We start from the raw sequence: 21,344 nt of genomic DNA on the forward strand, positions 1-21,344 counted from the left end.
CGGGCGGCGGCCGCTGGTCCTCGCGGGCGGGACGGGGCCGTAAGGGCCCTCATGACGCCGAATACGCCCTCGTCACCGGCGCGGCAGAGAGCAGCGTCACACCTGGTGGGCGTGTCGAGAATGGCTGATATACCCCCGCTCATCTCACCTTGCGGCATAGCGTCGGAGCAGACCGGAGACCCCGGGCCGTGGCGTCGAGCCGCAGGGGAAGAGACCGTACTTCCTTCTACGTCACGCAACGGCGCGCGACAGGAGCCAGAGGACAATGCAGACCAAGCTGGACGAAGCCAAGGCCGAGTTGCTCGAGAGGGCTGCACGGGTAGCTGAGAACAGCCCGGTCGGGGGGCACCTACCGACTGGGACGACGGACGACGAGACGCCCCGCTCCCCGGACACCCCGGACAGCGAGAGTGTGCTCGCGTTCCTCCAGCGCTACTACCTGCACACGGCACCGGAAGACCTCGCCGGCCGCGACCCGGTCGACGTCTACGGAGCTGCTCTCTCCCACTTCCGGCTGGGCGAGACGCGCCCGCAGGGCACGGCCAACGTGCGGGTGCACACGCCCACGGTGGAGGAGAACGGCTGGACGTGCACCCACTCGGTCGTCGAGGTCGTCACCGACGACATGCCCTTCCTCGTCGACTCCGTCACCAACGAGCTGACCCGGCAGGGGCGCGGCATCCATGTCGTCATCCACCCCCAGGTCATCGTCCGTCGCGATCTCACCGGCAAGCTGATCGAGGTCCTCACCCCTCCGCCCTCCGCCAGTGACCTCCCGCACGACGCGCACACCGAGTCCTGGATCCACGTCGAGATCGACCGCGAGACCGACCGCGGTGACCTGAAGCAGATCAACGCCGACCTGCTGCGCGTCCTGTCGGACGTCCGGGAGACCGTCGAGGACTGGGAGAAGATGCGGGACGCGGCCCTGCGGATGGCCGACGAACTGCCTACCGAGCCCGTCGCCGCCGATCTGCGCGACATGGAGATCGAGGAGGCCCGCGAACTGCTGCGCTGGCTGGCCGACGACCACTTCACCTTCCTCGGCTACCGGGAGTACCAGCTCAGGCCGGACGACTCCCTCGCGGCCGTGCCCGGCACCGGCCTCGGCATCCTGCGCTCCGACCCGCACCACGCCGGCGAGGAGGGCCACCCGGTCAGCCCGTCCTTCGAGCGACTGCCCGCCGATGCCCGCGCGAAGGCGCGTGAGCACAACCTGCTGGTTCTGACCAAGGCGAACAGCCGGGCAACGGTGCACCGGCCGTCGTACCTCGACTACATCGGGGTCAAGAAGTTCGACGCGGACGGCAATGTCGTCGGCGAGCGGCGTTTCCTCGGGCTGTTCTCCTCCGCCGCCTACACCGAGTCGGTGCGCCGGGTTCCGGTCATTCGGCGCAAGGTGGACGAGGTGCTCGAAAGGGCCGGATTCTCGCCCCACAGCCACGACGGCCGCGATCTGCTCCAGATTCTGGAGACCTACCCGCGCGACGAGCTCTTCCAGACCCCGGCCGACGAGCTGGAGTCCATCGCCACCTCCGTCCTGTACCTCCAGGAGCGGCGGCGGCTGCGCCTCTACCTGCGCCAGGACGAGTACGGCCGCTACTACTCGGCCCTCGTCTACCTGCCCCGCGACCGCTACACCACCGGTGTCCGCCTCAGGATCATCGACATCCTGAAGGAGGAACTCGGCGGCATCAGCGTCGACTTCACCGCCTGGAACACCGAGTCGATCCTGTCCCGGCTGCACTTCGTGGTGCGCGTCCCGCAGGGCACCGAGCTGCCGCAGCTCAGCGACAGCGACAAGGAGCGCATCGAGGCCCGCCTGGTCGAGGCCGCCCGCTCCTGGGCCGACGGCTTCGCCGAGGCGCTCAACGCCGAGTTGGGCGAGGAGCGCGCCGCCGAACTGACGCGCCGCTACGGCAACGCCTTCCCCGAGGGCTACAAGGCCGACCACACCCCGCGCTCCGCGGTCGCCGACCTCGTCCACCTGGAGCGGCTCGGCGAGGAGAACGACTTCGCGCTCAGCCTGTACGAGCCGGTGGGCGCCGCCCCCGAGGAACGCCGCTTCAAGATCTACCGCAAGGGCGACGCCATCTCCCTGTCCGCCGTGCTGCCGGTCCTCAGCCGGCTCGGCGTCGAGGTGACCGACGAGCGGCCCTACGAACTGCGCTGCTCCGACCGCAGCATCGCCTGGATCTACGACTTCGGCCTGCGCCTGCCCACGTCGCGGAACGGCGGCGGTGACCACCTCGGCGACGACGGCCGCGAGCGTTTCCAGGAGGCCTTCGCCGCCACCTGGACCGGCAAGGCGGAGAACGACGGCTTCAACGCCCTGGTGCTGAGCGCCGGTCTTGGCTGGCGCCAGGCGATGGTGCTGCGGGCGTACGCCAAGTACCTGCGGCAGGCGGGCTCGACGTTCAGCCAGGACTACATGGAGGACACCCTCCGCCACAACGTCCACACCACCCGGCTGCTCGTCTCCCTGTTCGAGGCGCGGATGTCGCCGGACCGCCAGCGCGCCGGCCACGAACTCGTGGACGCCCTCCTGGAGGAGCTCGACGCGGCACTCGACCAGGTGGCCTCGCTCGACGAGGACAGGATCCTGCGCTCCTTCCTGACCGTCATCAAGGCGACCCTGCGCACCAACTTCTTCCAGGAGGCCGCGGGCGGCAAGCCGCACGACTACGTCTCCATGAAGTTCGACCCGCAGGCCATCCCCGACCTGCCGGCCCCGCGCCCGGCGTTCGAGATCTGGGTCTACTCGCCGCGCGTCGAGGGCGTGCACCTGCGCTTCGGCAAGGTCGCGCGCGGCGGGCTGCGCTGGTCCGACCGGCGTGAGGACTTCCGCACCGAGATCCTCGGCCTGGTCAAGGCGCAGATGGTCAAGAACACCGTCATCGTGCCGGTCGGCGCCAAGGGCGGCTTCGTCGCCAAGCAGCTGCCCGACCCGTCCGTCGACCGGGACGCCTGGCTGGCCGAGGGCATCGCCAGCTACAAGATGTTCATCTCGGCCCTGCTCGACATCACCGACAACATGGTCGCCGGTGAAGTCGTCCCGCCCGCTGACGTCGTACGGCACGACGAGGACGACACCTACCTCGTCGTCGCCGCCGACAAGGGCACCGCGACCTTCTCCGACATCGCCAACGGGGTCGCGGAGTCGTACAACTTCTGGCTCGGTGACGCCTTCGCCTCCGGCGGCTCGGCCGGCTACGACCACAAGGGCATGGGCATCACCGCCCGCGGTGCCTGGGAGTCCGTCAAGCGGCACTTCCGCGAACTGGACCTCGACACTCAGTCCGAGGACTTCACCGTCGTCGGCATCGGTGACATGTCCGGTGACGTGTTCGGCAACGGCATGCTGCTCAGCGAGCACATCCGCCTGGTCGCCGCCTTCGACCACCGGCACATCTTCATCGACCCGAAGCCCGACGCGGCCACCTCCTACGCCGAGCGCCGCCGCGTCTTCGAACTCCCGCGCTCCAGCTGGGCGGACTACAACACCGAGCTGATCTCCACGGGCGGCGGCGTCTTTCCCCGTACCGCCAAGTCCATCCCGGTCAACGCCCACATCCGCGAGGCCCTCGGCATCGAGGACAAGGTCACCAAGATGACCCCGGCCGACCTGATGAGGGCGATCCTCAAGGCGCCGGTGGACCTGCTGTGGAACGGCGGCATCGGCACCTATGTGAAGGCGTCCACGGAGACCCACGCGGACGTCGGCGACAAGGCCAACGACCCGATCCGCGTCGACGGCGCCGACCTGCGGGTGCGGGTCGTCGGCGAGGGCGGCAACCTGGGCCTGACCCAGCTCGGCCGGATCGAGTTCGCGCTGCACGGCGGCAAGATCAACACCGATGCCATCGACAACAGCGCGGGCGTGGACACCTCCGACCACGAGGTGAACATTAAGATCCTGCTCAACGGCCTGGTCACCGAGGGCGACATGACGGTCAAGCAGCGCAACAAGCTGCTCGCCGAGATGACCGACGAGGTGGGCCGCCTGGTCCTGCGCAACAACTACGCGCAGAACACCGCCATCGCCAACGCGCTCGCCCAGTCCAAGGACATGCTCCACGCCCAGCAGCGCTTCATGCGCCACCTGGTGCGCGAGGGCCACCTCGACCGGGCACTGGAGTTCCTGCCCACCGACCGCCAGATCCGCGAACGCCTCGGCGCCGCACAGGGCCTGACCAGCCCGGAGACGGCCGTCCTGCTGGCGTACACGAAGATCACGGTCGCCGAGGAGCTGCTGCACACCTCGCTCCCGGACGACCCGTATCTGCACGGTCTGCTGCACACGTACTTCCCGAAGGCGCTGCGGGAGCAGTTCGCGGAGCACATCGACCACCACCCGCTGCACCGCGAGATCACCACGACCGTCCTGGTCAACGACACGGTCAACACCGGCGGTACGACCTATCTGCACCGTCTGCGCGAGGAGACCGGCGCGTCGCTTGAGGAGATCGTCCGGGCGCAGACCGTGGCCCGCGCGATCTTCCGCTCCAGTGTGGTGTGGGACGGCGTCGAGGCGCTCGACAACCGTGTCGAGGCCGCCGTACAGACCCGGATCCGGCTGCACTCCCGCCGACTCGTCGAGCGCGGCACGCGCTGGCTGCTCAACAACCGGCCGCAGCCGCTCCAGCTCGCCGAGACCGTCGAGTTCTTCGGCGACCGCGTCGAACAGGTGTGGTCGCAGCTGCCCAAGCTGCTGCGGGGCGCCGACCTGGAGTGGTACCAGAAGATCTACGACGAGCTGAGCGGTGCCGGCGTCCCCGACGAACTCGCCACGCGCGTGGCCGGGTTCTCCTCGGCCTTCCCGACGCTGGACATCGTCTCGGTGGCCGACCGCATGGGTCGCGACCCGATGGACGTCGCCGAGGTGTACTACGACCTCGCCGACCGTCTCCACATCACCCAGCTCATGGACCGCATCATCGAGCTGCCCCGCGCCGACCGCTGGCAGTCCATGGCCCGCGCCTCCATCCGTGAGGACCTGTACGCGGCCCACTCGGCGCTGACGGCCGACGTACTGGCAGTGGGCAACGGCACGTCCACTCCCGAGCAGCGCTTCAAGGCCTGGGAGGAGAAGAACGCCCCGATCCTCGGCCGGGCGCGCACCACCCTGGAGGAGATCCAGAGCTCGGACGCGTTCGACCTGGCCAACCTGTCGGTGGCGATGCGCACGATGAGGACGCTGCTGCGGCAGCACTCGTAAGCGGTAGGGCAGCGGTACGACGACGAGGGCGCCCCGGGCCATGCGGCTCGGGGCGCCCTCGGTCGTCCGGGGGTCTGTCCTGTACGGCTTCTCAGGCAGCGACCTTCGGCTGCGGCTTCGCCTTGTCCGGGCCGCCCGTGAAGTCCTCGTAGGCCGCGAGGACCTCGTCGGTGGGGCCGTCCATGCGCAGTTCACCGCGCTCCAGCCACAGCACCCGGTCGCAGGTGTCGCGGATCGACTTGTTGCTGTGGCTCACCAGGAACACCGTGCCCGCGTGCTTGCGCAGTTCGCGGATGCGCTGCTCGGAGCGCTTCTGGAAGGAGCGGTCGCCGGTGGCGAGGGCCTCGTCGATGAGCAGGACGTCGTGGTCCTTGGCTGCGGCGATCGAGAAGCGCAGCCGGGCCGCCATACCGGAGGAGTAGGTGCGCATCGGGAGGGTGATGAAGTCACCCTTCTCGTTGATGCCGGAGAAGTCGACGATCTCCTGGTAGCGGTCCCTGACCTGCTCGCGGGACATGCCCATGGCGAGGCCACCGAGGTGGACGTTGCGCTCACCGGTGAGGTCGTTCATCAGGGCCGCGTTGACGCCGAGGAGGGAGGGCTGGCCGTCGGTGTAGATCCGGCCGTTCTCCACCGGGAGCAGGCCCGCGACCGCCTTGAGCAGGGTCGACTTGCCGGAGCCGTTGGTGCCGATCAGGCCGATCGCCTCGCCCTTGTAGGCGACGAACGACACGTTCTTGACGGCGTGCACCTTGCGTACGCCCGACGCCTTCTCGACCTGCCCCCGGCGCAGCATGCGGTTGAGGGCGGCGGTGGCGGAGCCCTTGCCGGCGCCGGTGCCGTTGACGCGGTAGACGATGTCGACGCCGTCGACGACCACGGTGGGGATCTTGTCGTTCTCGATGTCAGCCACGGCCGTACGTCTCCTCAGCCTTCCAGAAGTAGATGAAGCCGCCGACGCCGGCGACCAGCGCCCAGCCCACCGCGATCGCCCACACGTGGTGCGGCAGCTGGCTGGCGTGGAAGCTGTCGATCAGGGAGTAGCGCATCAGGTCGATGTAGATGGCGGCCGGGTTGGCCTGGAGGACGGGCACCACCCAGGACGGCCAGTCATGGTGGCCCTTGGCCAGCTTGTCGATGCTCCACATCACGCCGGAGACGTACATCCAGGTGCGCAGGACGAACGGCATCAGCTGCGCGATGTCCGGCGTCTTGGCGCCCATCCGGGCCATGATCATCGAGACGCCGGCGTTGAAGACGGACTGCAGGACCAGCGCCGGGACCGCCAGCAGCCAGGACGCGGCGACGGGGACACCGAAGCAGAGCAGGATCACGACCAGGGCGGCCATCGAGAAGAGCAGCTGCTGGAGCTGCTGAAGGGCGAACGAGATCGGCAGCGCGGCCCGCGGGAAGTGCAGGGCGCGCACGAGGCCGAGGTTGCCGGAGATCGCCCGGGTGCCGGCCATGATCGAGCTCTGTGTGAACGTCCAGATGAACACGCCCGTGACCAGGAACGGGACGTAGTCCGGCACATTCCTCTTGGTGCCCAGCAGCACACCGAAGATGAAGTAGTAGACCGCCGCGTTCAGCAGCGGGGTCATCACCTGCCAGACCTGGCCCAGCTTCGCCTGGCTGTACTGCGCGGTGAGCTTGGCGGTCGAGAACGCGGTGATGAAGTGGCGCCGTGCCCACAGCTGACGGACGTAGTCGGGCAGGGTGGGGCGGGCGCCGCTGACTGTGAGGCCGTGCCGGGCGGCCAGGGCCGACAGGTCGTCGTCGGCCGGGGGCGCTGTCGGGGGCGGTGTGTCGAGGACCTGGCTCACATCCGCTGCTTTCGCTCGGGGGGTGGGGGTGGTGCGCGTGCTGCCGGTGCGCCCGTCGTCCGGCGTTTCCTTACGTGACTCTTTACGTTCTCTTACGTCGGGACGGGACCGTATCGTCGCAACGTGAGAGTAGGACGAGTGAGCGTCGGAACGCAACCGTTTCGTCGTGACCTCGTACGTCGGGACGTGACGGTATCGTCGTGACGCGCGCCGATGGGACGACGCAGTCCCGTCCCGACCCTCCCGCGTCGGAACGGGACCGTTTCGTCGCTACGCCCTATGCTGGTCCGCATGACGACCAACGCCGACGCGCCGCAGACCCGTCCGCGCCGCCGTGCCCCGGCAGGAGCCGCCGTCCTCCGTGAGGATGTGACGGAAGCCATTCGGGCGGCCGTCTTCGAGGAGCTCGCGGCCGTCGGATACGCGCGGATGTCGATCGAGGGCATCGCGCGCCGTGCGGGCGTCGGCAAGACCGCGGTCTACCGCCGGTGGCGTTCCAAGCTGCACCTCGTCCTCGACGTCGTGTCGGAGATCGCGGTGATGGGTCTGCCGGTGCCGGACACGGGCTCGCTGGAGGACGACCTGCGGATGCTGTACGAGGTGACGTCCCGGGCGCTGCGGCACCCGGTGGCCTCGCAGATCATCCCGGACCTCCAGGCCGAGGCGGCCCGTAACCCCGAGATCGCCGAGGCCCTGCAGAACGCGTTGCAGAAGGGCCAGGAGGGCGTGGCCAGCAAGATCATCCTGGCGGCGGAGCAGCGCGGGGAGCTCCGCGCCGGCTTCAACGACGAACTGGCCCTCGACCTGATCTCCGGCCCCCTGTACTGGCGCTCGGTGGTGATCCGCAGCCCCAAGCTGCCGAAGGGCTATCTCGCGACGCTCGCCAGTGCGACGACGGAGGCACTGAAGGCGCTCTGAGCGTCGGCGGCCGGGCCCGCGGCCGTGGCTGCGGCCCGAGCCCCCGGATTTGGCCGCCGTCACGTCTGTTCGCGGGCTGGTCGGTCCACCCTGTCGAGGCGGGGGACGTGGCCGTCGGTTCAATCAGACCGCGAGCGGGCCGCGCACGGCCACCCCTGAGCCTGAGCCGCCACCGCCACCGCCACCCGCGCCGGCCGACCGACCGGCCAAGGAGCCCCGCGCGGGCACCCCCCCCGCCCCGCAACGCAGCACGACGGACCGCCCAGGGCCCCCCTGAGCGGTCCGTCACTGTTTCCGCGTCCCCGTTTCCCCGTCCCCGGGTTACCGCCCTACTCGATGACGAGCTCGACCTCGATGTTGCCGCGGGTGGCGTTGGAGTAGGGGCAGACCTGGTGGGCGGTCTCGACGAGCTTGCGGCCGGTCTCCGCGTCGACGGTCTCGGGGAGTTCGACGCGGAGGGTGACCTTGAGGCCGAAGCCCTCGCCCTGCTTGCCTATGCCGACCTCGGCGGTGACGGCGGCGTCGCTGACGTCCACCTTGGCCTGGCGGCCGACGAGACCGAGGGCGCTGCCGAAGCAGGCGGCGTAGCCGGCGGCGAACAGCTGCTCCGGGTTGGTGCCCTGTCCGTTGCCGCCCAGCTCCACCGGCGGTGCCAGAGCGACGTCGATCTTGCCGTCGTTCGTGTAGGCGCGGCCGTCGCGGCCGTGGGTGGCGGTGGCGACAGCGGTGTAGAGCGCGTCCATGGAAACCGTCCCTCTCGAAGTTCGTTCCGGCGGCTCTCTCGCGGCCGCCTCACGGTCATAAGTAGAGCACACAATTCAATTGCGCACAACTAAATGGCTCGCAAGGGCTATCCTGGACGCATGGACACGTCCCCGGCCACCTCCGACTGGCTCCGCCTCGACCAGCAGATCTGCTTCTCCCTGAACGCGGCCTCCCGCGCCTTCGGCAGCGTCTACCGCGTGATCCTCAAGGACCTGGGGATCACCTACCCGCAGTACCTGGTGATGCTGGTGCTGTGGGAGCACGGCGACCTGCCGGTCAAGAAGCTCGGCGAGCACCTGCGGCTCGACTCGGGCACCCTCTCCCCCCTCCTCAAGCGACTGGAGACGGCCGGCCTCGTCCGGCGCGAGCGCAGCGCCCGTGACGAGCGCTCGGTGGAGGTGCGGCTCACCGAGGAGGGCGTCGCCCTGCGCGAGCGCGCGGAGCGGGTGCCCCGGCGGATCGCCGCGGCGACCGGCTTCGACGTGGACGAGATCAGCGCCCTGCGGGCCCGCCTCGACGAGCTCACCTCGGCACTGGACGCGGCCGTGCACACCGAGCTGCCCGCCGAGCACCGAGAGAGCTGAGAGGGCCGGCGCCCCGGGCCCTCGACACCGCGGCCGCCCCAGCCGGCCGCCTGGTTCACTGATACGCGCACACGGGTCAACCGAAGAGGGGACGGCCGTACATGACCTGGCTGATCACCGGCGGCGCCGGCTACATCGGGGCCCATGTCGTGAGGGCGATGACCGGGGCGGGCGAGCAGGCGGTCGTGTACGACGACCTGTCCACCGGCATCGCCGAGCGCGTGCCCGCCGACGTGCCGCTGGTGACGGGTTCCACGCTGGACGCCGAGCGCGTCGCGCACACCCTGGCGGACCACGAGGTCACCGGTGTGGTCCACCTAGCGGCCAAGAAGCAGGTCGGTGAGTCGGTGGCCCTGCCGCTGCACTACTACCGGGAGAACGTCGAAGGCCTGCGCGTCCTCCTGGAGGCGGTGACGACGGCCGGGGTCCCCTCCTTCGTCTTCTCCTCCTCCGCGGCGGTGTACGGCATGCCGGACGTCCCGCTGGTGACGGAGCGGACCCCGTGCGCGCCGATGTCCCCGTACGGTGAGACCAAGCTGGCGGGGGAGTGGCTGGTGCGTGCCACGGGCCGCGCGACCGGCCTGTCCACCGCGTGCCTGCGCTACTTCAACGTGGCGGGCGCGGCGAGCCCCGAGCTGGCCGACACGGGCGTCTTCAACATCGTCCCGATGGTCTTCGAGAAGCTCACCGAGGACGCGGCCCCGCGCATCTTCGGCGACGACTACGACACCCCCGACGGCACCTGCGTCCGCGACTACATCCACGTCGCCGACCTGGCCGAGGCCCACGTGGCCGCCGCCCGCACCCTGCAGTCGAGCCCGGGACGCGAGCTCACCGTCAACATCGGCCGCGGCGAGGGCGTCTCCGTGCGCGAGATGATCGACCACATCAACGCCGTCACCGGCCACGACCGTCCCCCGACCGTCACCCCCCGCCGCCCCGGGGACCCGGCCCGGGTCGTGGCCTCCGCCGACCTGGCGGCCACGGAACTCGGCTGGAAGGCCAAGCACGACGTGCGGGACATGATCACCTCGGCCTGGGAGGGATGGCTGCGGCTGCATCCGCAGGCGGCCCGGGGCTAGGCCCTGTCGTTTGGATCAGCCCGACGCGAGCGGGGTCTGGCACGCACATCTGCGGCGTTGTCGTCGGTCGCCGACGCTCCGCGCTGTCGCCCTCCTCCGCCTTGCAGCTGCACGCACCAGACCCCGCTCGCGTCGGCAGAAAAGCACCGCACCTCACGGCCGGCCTGATCCAAACGACAGGCCCCAGGGCCCGTCGGGCGCATCAGGTCGCATCCGGGTGGCCCGCGCGTTTCCGTGCCGGTCAGCGGGGTCCGGCGGGTCGAGACGCACGGCGGAGGAGGGCGACAGCGCCGGGCGTCGGCAACCGACGACAACGCCGCCGGCCGGCGTGCCGCACCCCGCGCCCCGGCCGGCCCACCGGGCGCCAGGTGGACGGACGGGTCGGTGTGGGATGGGACGGGCTGGACGGCACGGGCCCCTCCTAAAGGTTCTCGGTGACGGCTGTGTGCGTCGCGGGGCGGGGCACCGTGGCCGACGGGGAGCGGTCGAGCGCCGCCGCCGACGGCACCGGATGGCGCTCCGCGAGCGGCACCACGGCCGGCAACCGGGTCTCGCCCAGGACGACATGGCGTATGACCCGTTCGGCGGCGCGGCCGTCGTCGTACGGGCAGAAGCGCTCGCGGAACGCCGAGCGCAGCTGGGTGGAGCGGGAGCCGCGCCAGTGGCCGGTGGCGAAGATGTCGATCAGTTCGTCCTCGCTGCGCGCGACCGCGCCCGGTGCGAAGGACCGCAGGTCGAAGTAGGTGCCGCGGGCCGCCTCGTACGCCTCCCGGTCGTCGGCGTGGATCACGATCGGGCGGTCCAGGTTGGCGTAGTCGAACATCAGGGACGAGTAGTCGGTGACCAGGGCGTCCGAGGCGAGGCACAGGGACTCCACGCTCGGGTGGTCGCTGACGTCGACGACCCGGCCGGTCGCGGGGGAGACGAGCGGGCCGCCGTGGCGGTGGTGGGCGCGGGCCAGCACGACGAAGCGGGGGCCCAGGCGGCGCAGGAGGCGCTCCAGGTCGAGGGTGGTGCGCTGGGTGCGGCGGTAGTCGCGGTAGGTGGGCGCGTACAGGATCGCGACCGAGCCCTCGGGGATGCCCAGGCACTCGCGCAGCCGCCGTACGTCCTCCGAAGTCGCCCGCTGGAACACGTCGTTGCGGGGATAGCCGTAGGGGAGCGTGGTGTAGCGGCCGGGATAGACCCGCTCCCAGGTCAGGGTGGTGTGGCGGTTGGGGGACAGCAGGTAGTCCCACTGGTCGACGCCGCTCAGCATCGCCTCGACGTCCAAGTCGCCTGCCGCTGCCGGGCGTTCCCTGAGGTCCAGGCCCATGTGCTTGAGGGGAGTGCCGTGTTGGGTCTGCACGAGGACCTGGCCGGGGCGCTTGACCGTACGGCGGTCGAAGTCGGTGTTGCTGACGAGGTACTTGGAGCGGGCCAGCGCGGTCCAGTGGGCGGCCGTGCCCGGGCGCAGCCTGCGGGTGGCCGTCGGGACGGTGTGGTGGTGCTCGGGGCGGGCGACCCAGGCGGTGCGGATGTGCGGGGCGAAGGTGCGGAACGCCTCCTCCAGCGCGCCCGGGTTGCAGCCGTGGCCGCGACCCTCGTACGCGGTGAAGACGGCACGGTCCTCGCGCAGGGGAAGGCAGCGCTGGACGCGGTAGTGGAGGCGGAGGGCCGCCGTGTGCAGGGACCTGGCGAGGCGTAGGACCGGACGGGCGGTGCGGCGGGCGAGGCCCCGGGCCAGTTCCGCGAGCCGTTGGGTGCGGTAGAGGCCCAGGCGGATCACGGTGTGGCGCAGCCGGGAGCGCGCCGGGACCGGGTGGCCCGGGGTGCGGTGGGCGCGGTAGTGGTCGCGGGCCCGCCGCAGGAACGCGGCGCGGGTGCCGCGCGGGAAGCGGTCCCGGTCGGTGAACACCGCCGAGAGGTGGTCCACCATGCGGCGGAACAACACCAGCCGCCACCGGGCGAGTTCGGGCCGCCGGTCGACGTACGCGAAGACCCTGTCGTACTGGTCGAAGAGGTCGAGGCGGCCGGCCGTGTCGAGGAGTTCGCCCTCGCTGCGGCGGTGGTGGACGCACACCCGGTCCAGGGTGGCGATCGACTCGGCGGCCGTCAGGGCCGGGTAGGTCCACGGCAGGTCGGCGTGGTGGCCGGGCGGGAAGGAGAGGCCCGCCCGCTCGACGAACTCCCTGCGGTACGCCTTGTTCCAGGCCACCGCCGGCACCCGCAGCAGTCCCGGGCGGTCCTCCAGGCGGAACGGCGCCGGGCCCTGCTCGGTGAGCTGAGCCGTGAAGGCGGCGCGGACCCGCTCGCCCGACCGGTCGACGAGCGCGTGGTCGTGGACCAGGACGTCCGGCTCGCCCGTCTCCTTCAGCCGGTCGGCGATCGCCCGCAGCGCGTGCGGGGCGAGGGTGTCGTCGCCGTCGAGGAACAGCAGGTAGTCGCCGCTCGCCTCGGCCGTCCCGGCGTTGCGGGCGGCACCGAGCCCCGCGTTCCGCGCCAGGTGGACCGCCCGGACCCGGGGATCGCGGGCCGCGAACTCGTCGGCGATCTCGCCGCAGGCGTCCGGCGAGCGGTCGTCGACCGCGATCAGCTCCAGATCCTCGTACGACTGCGACAGCACCGATTCCAGGCAAGCCGTCAGGTACGCCTGAACCTTGTACGCGGGGACGATGACACTGAACCTGGGCACGGCACATCCAAGGGTCGGCGCGGGCGTTCTGCCCGGGAACGCCCCACGGCGGCGCGGGGTTACGGTCCGTACGGCATTCGGGCGAACGCGAGGGGGCGGACCGGTTCCGGCCCGCCCCCTCAAATCGACTGCCCCACGCGCTACTTGACCGCGCCCGCCATCACTCCGGACACGAACTGCCGCTGGAACGCGAAGAACACGATCAGCGGAATCACCATCGAGATGAACGCGCCCGGTGCCAGGACGTCGACGTTGTCGGCGAAGGCGCGCATCTGCGTCTGCAGCGCGACCGTGATCGGCTGGCTGTCGGCGTCCGTGAACACCAGCGCGATCAGCATGTCGTTCCACACCCACAGGAACTGGAAGATGCCCAGGCTCGCGATCGCGGGCCCGCCGAGCGGCATCACCACCCGCACGAACAGGCGCAGTTCGCCCGCGCCGTCGAGCCGTGCCGCCTCCAGCAGCTCGCGGGGGATCTCCGCGAAGAAGTTCCGCAGCAGGAACACCGCGAACGGCAGGCCGAAGCCCGTGTGGAAGAGGATCACCCCGAAGATGTTGCCGAACAGGCCGATCTTGCCGAAGAGTTCGGCGATCGGGATCAGCGCCACCTGCACCGGCACCACCAGCAGACCGACCACGGCCATGAACCACCAGTCGCGGCCCGGGAACTCCATCCACGCGAACGCGTAGCCCGCGAGCGCGCCGATGGTGATCACCAGAAGCGTGGCCGGGACCGTGATCAGGATGGTGTTGACGATCGAGCCGGTGATGTCGCTGTTGTGGAGCAGCTTGTCGTAGCTGTCCAGGGTGAGCTGGGAGGGCTTGGTGAAGACCGTCCACCAGCCGCTCGCGGTGAGGTCCTCCGGGCTGCGCAGCGAGGAGATCAGCAGCCCGATCGTCGGCACCAGCCAGAACAGGCCGACGACGACGAGCAGGACGCTGATCAGGCCGCCGCTGACGCGCTCGACGAGCCGTGAGCCGAGCGACTGCTTCGCCTTCGCACCGTCGGCCGCCGCCGTCTCCGGGAGCCTTTCGGCCTGAGTCGTCATCGCCGCACCTCCCGCCTGAGCCGACGAATGTTGAACCACATCACGGGGATCACCAGCAGCAGCAGGAACACCGAGATGGCGCTCGCGATGCCGGGCTGGTCCTCGGCGAAGCCCTTGCGGTACAGCTCCAGGGCGAGGACGTTCGCGTCGTCCTGCGAGGAGCCCGGGGCGATGATGAAGACCAGGTCGAAGATCTTCAGGACGTTGATCATCAGGGTCACGGTGACGACCGCGAGGACGGGCGCCAGCAGGGGGACCGTGACCCTGCGGAAGACCTGCCACTCGCTCGCGCCGTCGACCCGGGCCGCCTCCAGCAGCTCCCGGGGGATGCCCGCGAGCCCGGCCGCGATCAGCACCATCGCGAAACCGGCCCACATCCAGATGTACGACCCGATGATCGCCGGTGTCACCAGCGAGGGGCCGAGCCAGTCGAGCCCGTTGTAGGCCTCCTTGAAGTTGCTCGCCGGAAGCCGCAGTCGGGCCCCGTCGGCCTTCTCGGAGAAGGAGAACGTGCCGTCGTCCCCGGCCTTGGCCGTCTCGACGACCTTGCCGTCCTTGACCGCCTCGATCTTCATGCCGGGGTAGCCGAGTTCGGTCGGGTCGACCCCGCCGAGCTTGCCGACGCCCTTGCCGCGCGTGAAGTCCTGCCAGGTCGTGCCGGTGATCCGGCCCGGGTCGGCCTGCGGTGCCACGGCCTTCTTCGCGTCTGTGGGCATCTGGTCCGGGGCGACGCCCACCAGGGGCAGGGTGACCGTGCCGCCGGTGCGGACCGTCGCCTTGGTGATGAAGCCGCCGCTCTGGGCCACCAGCGGCGAGTCGCGGCCCGGGTGGGCCTTCGGGAACGCCGAGGACTGCGCGAACGTGTCGTGCACACCCACCCATACCGCGTTCGCGAACCCCTTGTCCGGGTCCTGGTCGTAGACGAGCCGGAAGATGATGCCCGCCGCCAGCATGGAGATCGCCATCGGCATGAAGACGACCAGCTTGAACGCCGTTCCCCAGCGCACCCGTTCGGTCAGCACCGCGAAGATCAGACCGAGTGCGGTGGAGATCGTCGGCGCGAACACCACCCAGATGACGTTGTTCTTCAGGGCGGTGCGGATGCCGTCGTCGGTGAACAGGGCCTTGTAGTTGTCGATTCCGGCGAAGCCGTCACCGGACTGGTCGTAGAAGCTGCGCCCGATCGAGTACCCGATCGGGTAGACCACGAGCGCGCCCAGCAGCACGAGGGCGGGCAGCAGGAACAGCGCTGCCACGGACCTGCGCGTGCCGGTCACGCTCTTGCGCGACTTGGGAGAGGCAGGGGCCGGTGGGACCCCTGCCTCGCTGGCCGACGTCATCGCGTCAGTTCCCGAAGGCGGCCGCCGCGTCGGCCTCCAGCTTCGCCTGCGTGCCCGCGATGTTCTTCGGGTTCGTCAGGAAGTCCTGGAGCGCCTTCCACTCACCCTTGCCGGGGGTGCCGCCGAAGGCCTGCGGGGCCTGGTCGGACATGTCGAAGCGGAAGTCGTCGCCCGAGTCGATCAGCGCCTTGGCGATCTTCTGCTGCACCGCGTTCGGATACGCGGAGATGTCCACGCTCTTGTTCGGCGAGAGATAGCCGCCCAGCTTGGCCTGGATCGTCGCCGCGTCCGGGGAGGCCAGGAAGGTCGCCAGCGCCTGCGACGCCTTGGAGTCCTTCAGGATCACGGCCGCGTCGCCGCCGGAGACCACGGGGGCGGTGTCACCGACCTTCGGGAACGGGAACACCTTCGCGTCCGTGCCCACCTTCGCCTTGGCGGTCTGGATGTTGACCTGCGCGAAGTCGCCCTCGTAGACCATCGCCGCCTTGGGCTGGTCGCCGCCGGTGAAGGTCTGCGTCACCGAGGCCGGGAAGTCCACCTGGAGGGCGCCCTTGGCGCCGCCCGCGACATAGTCCTTCTTGCCCCACACCTGGGCCAGCGTGGTCAGCGCGTCCTTCACGGACGGGTCCGTCCACTTGATCTCGTGCTTGGCGAGCTGGTCGTACTTCTCCGGGCCGGCCTGGGAGAGATAGACGTTCTCGAACCAGTCCGTCAGGGTCCAGCCCTCGGCGCCGCCCACGGAGAACGGCGTCACGCCCGAGTCGTACACCGTCTGGGCCGTGGTGAGCAGTTCGTCCCACGTCTTCGGCTCGGTGGCGCCCGCGTTCTCGAAGACCTTGGCGTTGTACCAGATCAGCGACTTGTTGGCGGCCTTGTAGTAGACGCCGTACTGGGTGCCGCCGACCTTGCCGATGTCCTGCCAGCCCTGCGAGTAGTTCTTGGCGAGCTCCGCCTTGGCCTCCGTGCCGAGGGGCTTGGCCCACTTCTTGTCCACGGCCTGCTTGATCGCGCCCGGCTGCGGAAGCATCGCGACGTCCGGCGGCTGGCCGCCCGCGACCTTCGAGCCCAGGAAGTTCACGATCGGGTCCTGGGCGGGCACGAAGGTCACCTTGGCGCCGGTGCGCTTCTCGAACTCCGCCAGGACCTTCTTGAAGTTGGCCTGCTCCTCGCCGCTCCAGACGGCGGCGACCTCCAGGCTCTGACCGTTCAGCTTGGGGAGGGTGACCGTGGTGCCGGTCTCCTTGCCGCCTGTCGCGCCGCCCGTGTCACTGCTCTTGTCATCGTCTCCGCCGCATGCGGTGAGCGACAGGGCGAGGGCCGCCGCGAGGGCGGCGGCCGCCGATTTCGCAGCCCTGTTCGCTGACCTGGGCTTCCGCTGTGTGCTGCTCGTGCTGCGCATCACGACCCCGTTCTTCGTTCCTCGTCGAACGTTCGAGGGCTGTCCCGTGCGATCTGGTCTACGCCGGGGGGCGGAGGTCGGCAAGTGGGCGTCCGCTGTCAACCGGAAGATCGTGATGCCGTCGTGACCAGTGCCGGTGCGTCGTGGCACACGTCACCGGGGGCGGTGCCCCCGGACCCCTTCGCGTCTAGAGCAGTGACGGGACCTCTGCTGCTGCCACTTCCCTCGCTGCCCGTTCCAATGCACTTGCCAGCAGGGCAAGATCCGTCGGGCCGTTGCCCAGTTCCCGGACCGGGCGGCGGGCCGGGGGATCGCCCATGCGGTCCCATTCCAGCGGGACGACCGTGGGGCGCAGAGTCGCCGTGCGGGGGATGCGGCCGGTGACCCGGCCCGCCTGGAAGGCCGTGACCCGGCCGTCGGGCCAGGTCAGCCGGCCGCGGCCGGGAGCCGGTTCGTCCGGGCCGGTGGCCGGGGTGTCCAGGGTGACGCGGAGGGTGGCCCGGCGGGCCGCTTCCGACTCGGCCGTACGACCGCCCGGCCCGGTCGCGGCCACCAGATGGACGCCCAGCCGCTCGCCCTCACGGGACACCGCCTCCAGCGCGCGTATGACCGAGCCGGCGGCCGGCCTGCCCGGGGAGCCGAGGGGCGGGGAGACCAGGGCGTCCAGGTCGTCCACGATCACCACCAGACGGGGGAGCGGGGGTGCCGTCTCGGTCCGGCGCCGGGCCGCCGCCGGGCGCAGGCGGATCGTGGAACTGGACGGCGAGTCGAGGTCGCCGGCGCCCTGGTCGCCGCTCGTGCCCGCGGGGCCGGTCGGGGTGCGGGGGGACGCCGTGCGCTGGGCGACCATGCGGCCCGACAGCTCCCGGCCGGTGTGCCACTCCGCGAAGTCGCAGCGGCCCAGCAACTCCGCGCGCCGCTTCAGCTCCGCGCTCAGGGACTGTGCGAACTCCCGCATGCGGACCGGGTCGTTGGCGGTCAGATGCGTGGTCACGTGCGGTACGTCCGTGCACACGCGCAGGCCCTCGCCCTGGCCGCCGCCGCCCACGCTGTCCCGGCCGTCCATCAGGACGACGCTGAGACGGTCGGGGCGCTCGGCCGCGGCCAGCGAGGCGACGACCGCCCGCAGCAGTTCCGTACGGCCGCTGCCCGCGGGTCCCTCGATCAGCAGGTGCGGGCCCTGGGCGACGAGGTCGGCGCAGACCGGGCCGCGCGGTCCGGCGCCCAGCACCGCCCAGGCCCGGCCGCCGAGCGACTCCGGGTCGTCGGCCGCGTCCGCCCAGCGGGTCATCAGCGACGGCGGGGTGGCCCGGGCCAGCCCCAACTCGTCCAGCAGACGCGCCGACTGGGGCAGCGGAGAGGACACGCGTGCGTGGCCCGCACCGGAGGTCCCGTCCGTGCGCAGCGGTGCCAGCGCCCGCGCGAACCGCTCGGCCCAGGCCGCGGAGACGGCGTCCACGGCGGCGACCGTGCCGTGACCGACAGGGGTGGGGGCCGCGGTGAGGTGAAGGGTGTCGGCGTCGGCGCGGTCCGCGTGGCGGGTCCCGGCCGGGGGCGGGGTGGTGCCGGTTCGGCCGGGCTCGGGGTGGTTGTGGGAGGCGCCGGTCCCGGCGCCCCCCTGCCCGGGAACCCCGGTCCGCGCCACCCGCATCAGCCGCAGTGCCGTCGCCACGTCCCCGCTGAGCAGGCCGACCGCCCCGCACTCGTGGAACGTCGGGGCCGCGGCGCACGCCGCCTCGTAGGTGTCCGTCACCGGAGACGCGGGCGAGGCCGGGGCCGTCTCGGCCAGGCACACGATGTGGATACCGGCCCCGGGACCCTCGGCGGCCAGCCGTGCCACCGCCTTGCGCAGGTCCGCGCCGCCGGGGTCGCCGTCCACGACGACCACGGTGTACGGCCCCGGGAAGCCGCCGCTCGTCTCGTCCTCCGCGTCGTCCCGGGCCCAGGAGGGCCGTCGGGCGGTGTTCCGGGAGCGGTCCTGCGGGGCGGCGGAGCGGGCGGCCGGGACGGTCCCGCGAGCGGGGGCGAGCTCCGCGTCGGCCAGGTGGTCGTCCAGGCGCCGCAGAAGTTCGTCGGTGCGGGCCGCGGCCTGTTCGCGGTCGTGGGCGAGGAGGAGGCGGCAGTCCTGGCCGTGCCCCGGGCGGACATGGGGGAGCCAGCCCAGCCAGGCCCACTCGGCGGTGCGCTCCTGCGCGGACCGGGAGCGGTCCGTGCTGATCAGGACGATCTCCAGGGTCTCGGGCGCGTGCAGGGCGGCGAGCTGGGCCACCACCGCGCGGGCCAGCCCGGACAGTCGCGCGCGGGGACCGGCCAGGCCCAGGGCGCCGGCCTCGCGCAGATCCGCGGTGACCGGAACGGCCGGCAGCAGCCCCGAGCCGTCCGGGGCCGCCCGGTCGGCGGTGCCGAGCCGCACGGTGAGCGCCTCCGGATGCCCCGGCCCGCGCTCCCACAGGCGCGCGCCGGGCCCCAGTGCCGTCAGCAGCAGGGCGGCCGGGTCGGGCCAGACCTCGGGCACCTGGGGCGCGTCGGCCGACGGCACCGCGGTGACCGGCGCGGCCGGCTCGTCGTACGCCACGTCCCGCTCGGATGTCTCCTGTTCGCCACGCCCCCCGGCCAGCCGCCGGGCCCACGCGGACAGCCCACCGCGTCGCCGCACGCCCTGCGGTACGTCGGTCCCGCGCAGCGGGGTGCCCTTGCGGCGGCCGGTGGCAGGGGCGTCCGGGGTCTCGGAGGCGGGAGGGGAGGAAGGGAGGGCGGAGGAAGAGAAGAGCCGGTCCTGGTCGGCCGGCGGAGGTGAGGGGACGGGGGTCGTGCGCGTGACCTCGAAGGAGCCGAGCCCCGACCGGCCGCCGTGGGTGTCGCCGCCGGAGTCCCTGCCGCGCTCGTCGCCGGGGGCGTCGGAGGCGGCCCGTGCCCGAGGGGTGCCGTCGGTGTCCGGACGTCCGTCGCCGAGGTCGTCCCGGCGCTCGATCCGGGGCGCGCCGCCCTGGCCCGGCACGACGACCGGTGGCTCGGTGGGGCGGTGGCCCTGCGCTCCCGTGGCTTCGGGGCCGCCGCCCGAGGCGCCCCAGCTCCCGGAGCCGTAGGCGTGGTGGGTCCGGCCGGTGGGTGGCTGCGGCGAGCTGCCGCCGCCCTCCCGGGCATCCCGCGCGCGTGCCGAGTCCTCGGCCGAGGCCGACGCGGCCGCCGACACCCTGCCTCGCGCCCGGGGCGAGCGCTCGGCCTGTCCGGGGACGGTGCCCGACGCACCCCTGCCGTTCTCGCCGGCTTCCGTCGTCCCGCGCCCCTGGGCAGCGCCCGATTCGCCTGTGGAGGTGCTCTCTCGCCGCCGCCCGCCGCCCGGCTCACCGGCCGGTGCCGAGGGTCCGTGGGTCCGGCTCCCGCCCGGTGCGGGCCCGGCTCGGCCGGTCCGGGCGGTGGCATCCGTGCCCCCGCGCGCCCGCTCGTCGCCCGGCGTGCCCCCGGCCTCGACGGAGATCACCCGCACATGGCCCTCGCCGTCCGGTTCCGTCCCGAGCCTGCGCCCCCCGCTCGGCGACAGCCGGAGCACCGACTCGCCGATCCTCAGGAGCGCCCCCGGAGGGAAGCGGACCGGACGGGTGCCCACGCGGGTGCCGTCCAGGGTCGTGCCGTTGGTGGAGTCGAGGTCGGCCACCGATACGCGGCCGTCGGCGGAGACCGTGACCGCGCAGTGCAGGCGGGAGACGTCGGGGTCGTCCAGCGGGACGTCGGCGTCGGCGGAACGGCCGATGTGGATCTGGCCGCCGTGCAGCAGATGGACGCCGCCGGCGTCGGGGCCGGCGACCACGTGGAGCTGGGTGGGGGCGTCGTCGAGCTCCGGGTGGGGCTCGGGGGCCGCGGGGGCGCCCAGCGACAGCACGGCACCGTCGATCAGCGGGGGCTCGCCCAGGGTGGCGCGCTGGGCGTCCAGCCGCTCACCGTCCGCGTACAGCACGACCGGACCGCCGCCGCGCTCGGTCTCTCCCGCGCGCGAGGTCCCCCCGTCCCCCGGGACCGCCGAGGCGAGGGCCGTGGCCACCGCGGCCAGGGCGGTGCCGACGGGAGCGGTGACCAGCACGTCGCAGCTCGCGGCGCGGCCCCGGGCCCGGTCGGGCGGGCCCAGCGGGTCTACGACGGTCAGCCGGATCTGCATCGCCGTCAGCGGTCCCTTCTGCTCGGACGCGGACATCCCCACCCCGCACGAGCACCATCGGCCAGTACTGCAGGCATCCTCGCACCTGCCACTGACAACGCGCCCGTCGCCCGAGGGCAAGTGATCTTGATTGGTCAGCTCTGCCCCCAAAAGTGCCTGACCAGTGCAGCGCCGGCGATCACTTGAGATCGGTCACGTCAACGTCCGGCAACCGGGAGACCCGGACGGAGCGTCTTTCCTGCGAACGTGCTCGGGAACGCTTACGCGGTGCCAGGAGGAGCGGCACTACAGTGGGTCGGAAGTGGGTCGGAACGACAGCAAGCAGCAGGGAGTGCATGA

General features: G+C 71.7%; 12 protein-coding genes. 4 read left to right on the forward strand and 8 right to left on the reverse strand.

The genetic code is table 11. The features are described from left to right. Nucleotides 1-265: 265 nt before the first annotated feature. On the forward strand, nucleotides 266-5,218 hold the full coding sequence (locus tag AQI94_RS00100) for an NAD-glutamate dehydrogenase (protein ID WP_031049246.1): 4,953 nt from the start codon (nucleotides 266-268) through the stop codon (nucleotides 5,216-5,218). Nucleotides 5,219-5,309: 91 nt separating this feature from the next. On the opposite strand, the gene AQI94_RS00105 is transcribed toward AQI94_RS00100, so the two are convergent. Together AQI94_RS00105 and AQI94_RS00110 are read right to left on the reverse strand one after the other, a co-directional pair. Then, nucleotides 5,310-6,131, reverse strand: coding sequence for an ABC transporter ATP-binding protein (locus AQI94_RS00105; RefSeq protein WP_031049248.1), 822 nt, complete (start codon nucleotides 6,129-6,131; stop codon nucleotides 5,310-5,312). Then, entirely contained in the window at nucleotides 6,124-7,041 is a 918-nt protein-coding gene (locus AQI94_RS00110) for an ABC transporter permease (RefSeq protein WP_031049250.1), read from the reverse strand. The genes AQI94_RS00105 and AQI94_RS00110 overlap by 8 nt, the downstream gene beginning before the upstream one ends. A gap of 279 nt (nucleotides 7,042-7,320) precedes the next feature. Here AQI94_RS00110 and AQI94_RS00115 point away from each other — a divergent pair, with 279 nt between their 5' ends. Next, complete coding sequence (locus AQI94_RS00115; protein WP_031049251.1) at nucleotides 7,321-7,959, forward strand: TetR/AcrR family transcriptional regulator; 639 nt, start codon at nucleotides 7,321-7,323, stop codon at nucleotides 7,957-7,959. Between the two features lie 329 nt (nucleotides 7,960-8,288). Here AQI94_RS00115 and AQI94_RS00120 read toward each other — a convergent pair whose 3' ends face one another. Beyond that, the gene (locus AQI94_RS00120; RefSeq protein WP_031061295.1) at nucleotides 8,289-8,702 is read right to left on the reverse strand and encodes an organic hydroperoxide resistance protein; all 414 of its coding nucleotides are present in this window, start codon (nucleotides 8,700-8,702) and stop codon (nucleotides 8,289-8,291) included. A 120-nt stretch (nucleotides 8,703-8,822) separates the two neighbouring features. Between AQI94_RS00120 and AQI94_RS00125 the strand changes: the two genes are divergently transcribed. Together AQI94_RS00125 and galE are read left to right on the forward strand one after the other, a co-directional pair. After that, nucleotides 8,823-9,308, forward strand: coding sequence for a MarR family winged helix-turn-helix transcriptional regulator (locus AQI94_RS00125; RefSeq protein ID WP_037945388.1), 486 nt, complete (start codon nucleotides 8,823-8,825; stop codon nucleotides 9,306-9,308). Between the two features lie 101 nt (nucleotides 9,309-9,409). Continuing rightward, a complete protein-coding gene (gene galE / locus AQI94_RS00130; RefSeq protein WP_031061300.1) occupies nucleotides 9,410-10,390 on the forward strand; it encodes a UDP-glucose 4-epimerase GalE in 981 nt (326 codons plus the stop codon). Nucleotides 10,391-10,811: 421 nt separating this feature from the next. Here the strand turns inward: galE and AQI94_RS00135 are convergent, their stop codons facing one another. The 5 genes from AQI94_RS00135 to AQI94_RS00155 all read right to left on the reverse strand — a co-directional run bounded on the left by AQI94_RS00135 (nucleotide 10,812) and on the right by AQI94_RS00155 (nucleotide 21,005). Continuing rightward, nucleotides 10,812-13,064, reverse strand: a complete 2,253-nt coding sequence (locus AQI94_RS00135) for a bifunctional glycosyltransferase/CDP-glycerol:glycerophosphate glycerophosphotransferase (protein WP_062229515.1) — start codon at nucleotides 13,062-13,064, stop codon at nucleotides 10,812-10,814. A 140-nt stretch (nucleotides 13,065-13,204) separates the two neighbouring features. After that, on the reverse strand, nucleotides 13,205-14,113 hold the full coding sequence (locus tag AQI94_RS00140) for a carbohydrate ABC transporter permease (protein ID WP_031061306.1): 909 nt from the start codon (nucleotides 14,111-14,113) through the stop codon (nucleotides 13,205-13,207). Beyond that, nucleotides 14,110-15,453 carry a carbohydrate ABC transporter permease gene (locus tag AQI94_RS00145; RefSeq protein ID WP_031061309.1) on the reverse strand — a complete coding sequence of 448 codons (1,344 nt, stop codon included), beginning with the start codon at nucleotides 15,451-15,453 and terminating at the stop codon, nucleotides 14,110-14,112. Before AQI94_RS00145 ends, AQI94_RS00140 begins: the two co-directional genes overlap by 4 nt. A 4-nt stretch (nucleotides 15,454-15,457) precedes the next feature. Beyond that, complete coding sequence (locus tag AQI94_RS00150) at nucleotides 15,458-16,852, reverse strand: ABC transporter substrate-binding protein (RefSeq protein ID WP_031061312.1); 1,395 nt, start codon at nucleotides 16,850-16,852, stop codon at nucleotides 15,458-15,460. Between the two features lie 187 nt (nucleotides 16,853-17,039). Continuing rightward, on the reverse strand, nucleotides 17,040-21,005 hold the full coding sequence (locus tag AQI94_RS00155) for an FHA domain-containing protein (RefSeq protein WP_062229635.1): 3,966 nt from the start codon (nucleotides 21,003-21,005) through the stop codon (nucleotides 17,040-17,042). Nucleotides 21,006-21,344: the final 339 nt, after the last annotated feature.

Source organism: Streptomyces pseudovenezuelae (assembly GCF_001513955.1).
GTDB lineage: Bacteria > Actinomycetota > Actinomycetes > Streptomycetales > Streptomycetaceae > Streptomyces > Streptomyces pseudovenezuelae.

What these genes read in the sequence shown, in the direction of transcription:
- AQI94_RS00100 (WP_031049246.1), top strand. Translation starts at nt 266, where the DNA reads ATGCAGACCAAGCTGGACGAAGCCAAGGCCGAGTTGCTCGAGAGGGCT.
- AQI94_RS00115 (WP_031049251.1), top strand. Translation starts at nt 7,321, where the DNA reads ATGCTGGTCCGCATGACGACCAACGCCGACGCGCCGCAGACCCGTCCG.
- AQI94_RS00120 (WP_031061295.1), bottom strand. Translation starts at nt 8,702, where the DNA reads ATGGACGCGCTCTACACCGCTGTCGCCACCGCCACCCACGGCCGCGAC.
- AQI94_RS00125 (WP_037945388.1), top strand. Translation starts at nt 8,823, where the DNA reads ATGGACACGTCCCCGGCCACCTCCGACTGGCTCCGCCTCGACCAGCAG.
- galE (WP_031061300.1), top strand. Translation starts at nt 9,410, where the DNA reads ATGACCTGGCTGATCACCGGCGGCGCCGGCTACATCGGGGCCCATGTC.
- AQI94_RS00140 (WP_031061306.1), bottom strand. Translation starts at nt 14,113, where the DNA reads ATGACGACTCAGGCCGAAAGGCTCCCGGAGACGGCGGCGGCCGACGGT.
- AQI94_RS00145 (WP_031061309.1), bottom strand. Translation starts at nt 15,453, where the DNA reads ATGACGTCGGCCAGCGAGGCAGGGGTCCCACCGGCCCCTGCCTCTCCC.
- AQI94_RS00150 (WP_031061312.1), bottom strand. Translation starts at nt 16,852, where the DNA reads ATGCGCAGCACGAGCAGCACACAGCGGAAGCCCAGGTCAGCGAACAGG.
- AQI94_RS00155 (WP_062229635.1), bottom strand. Translation starts at nt 21,005, where the DNA reads ATGCAGATCCGGCTGACCGTCGTAGACCCGCTGGGCCCGCCCGACCGG.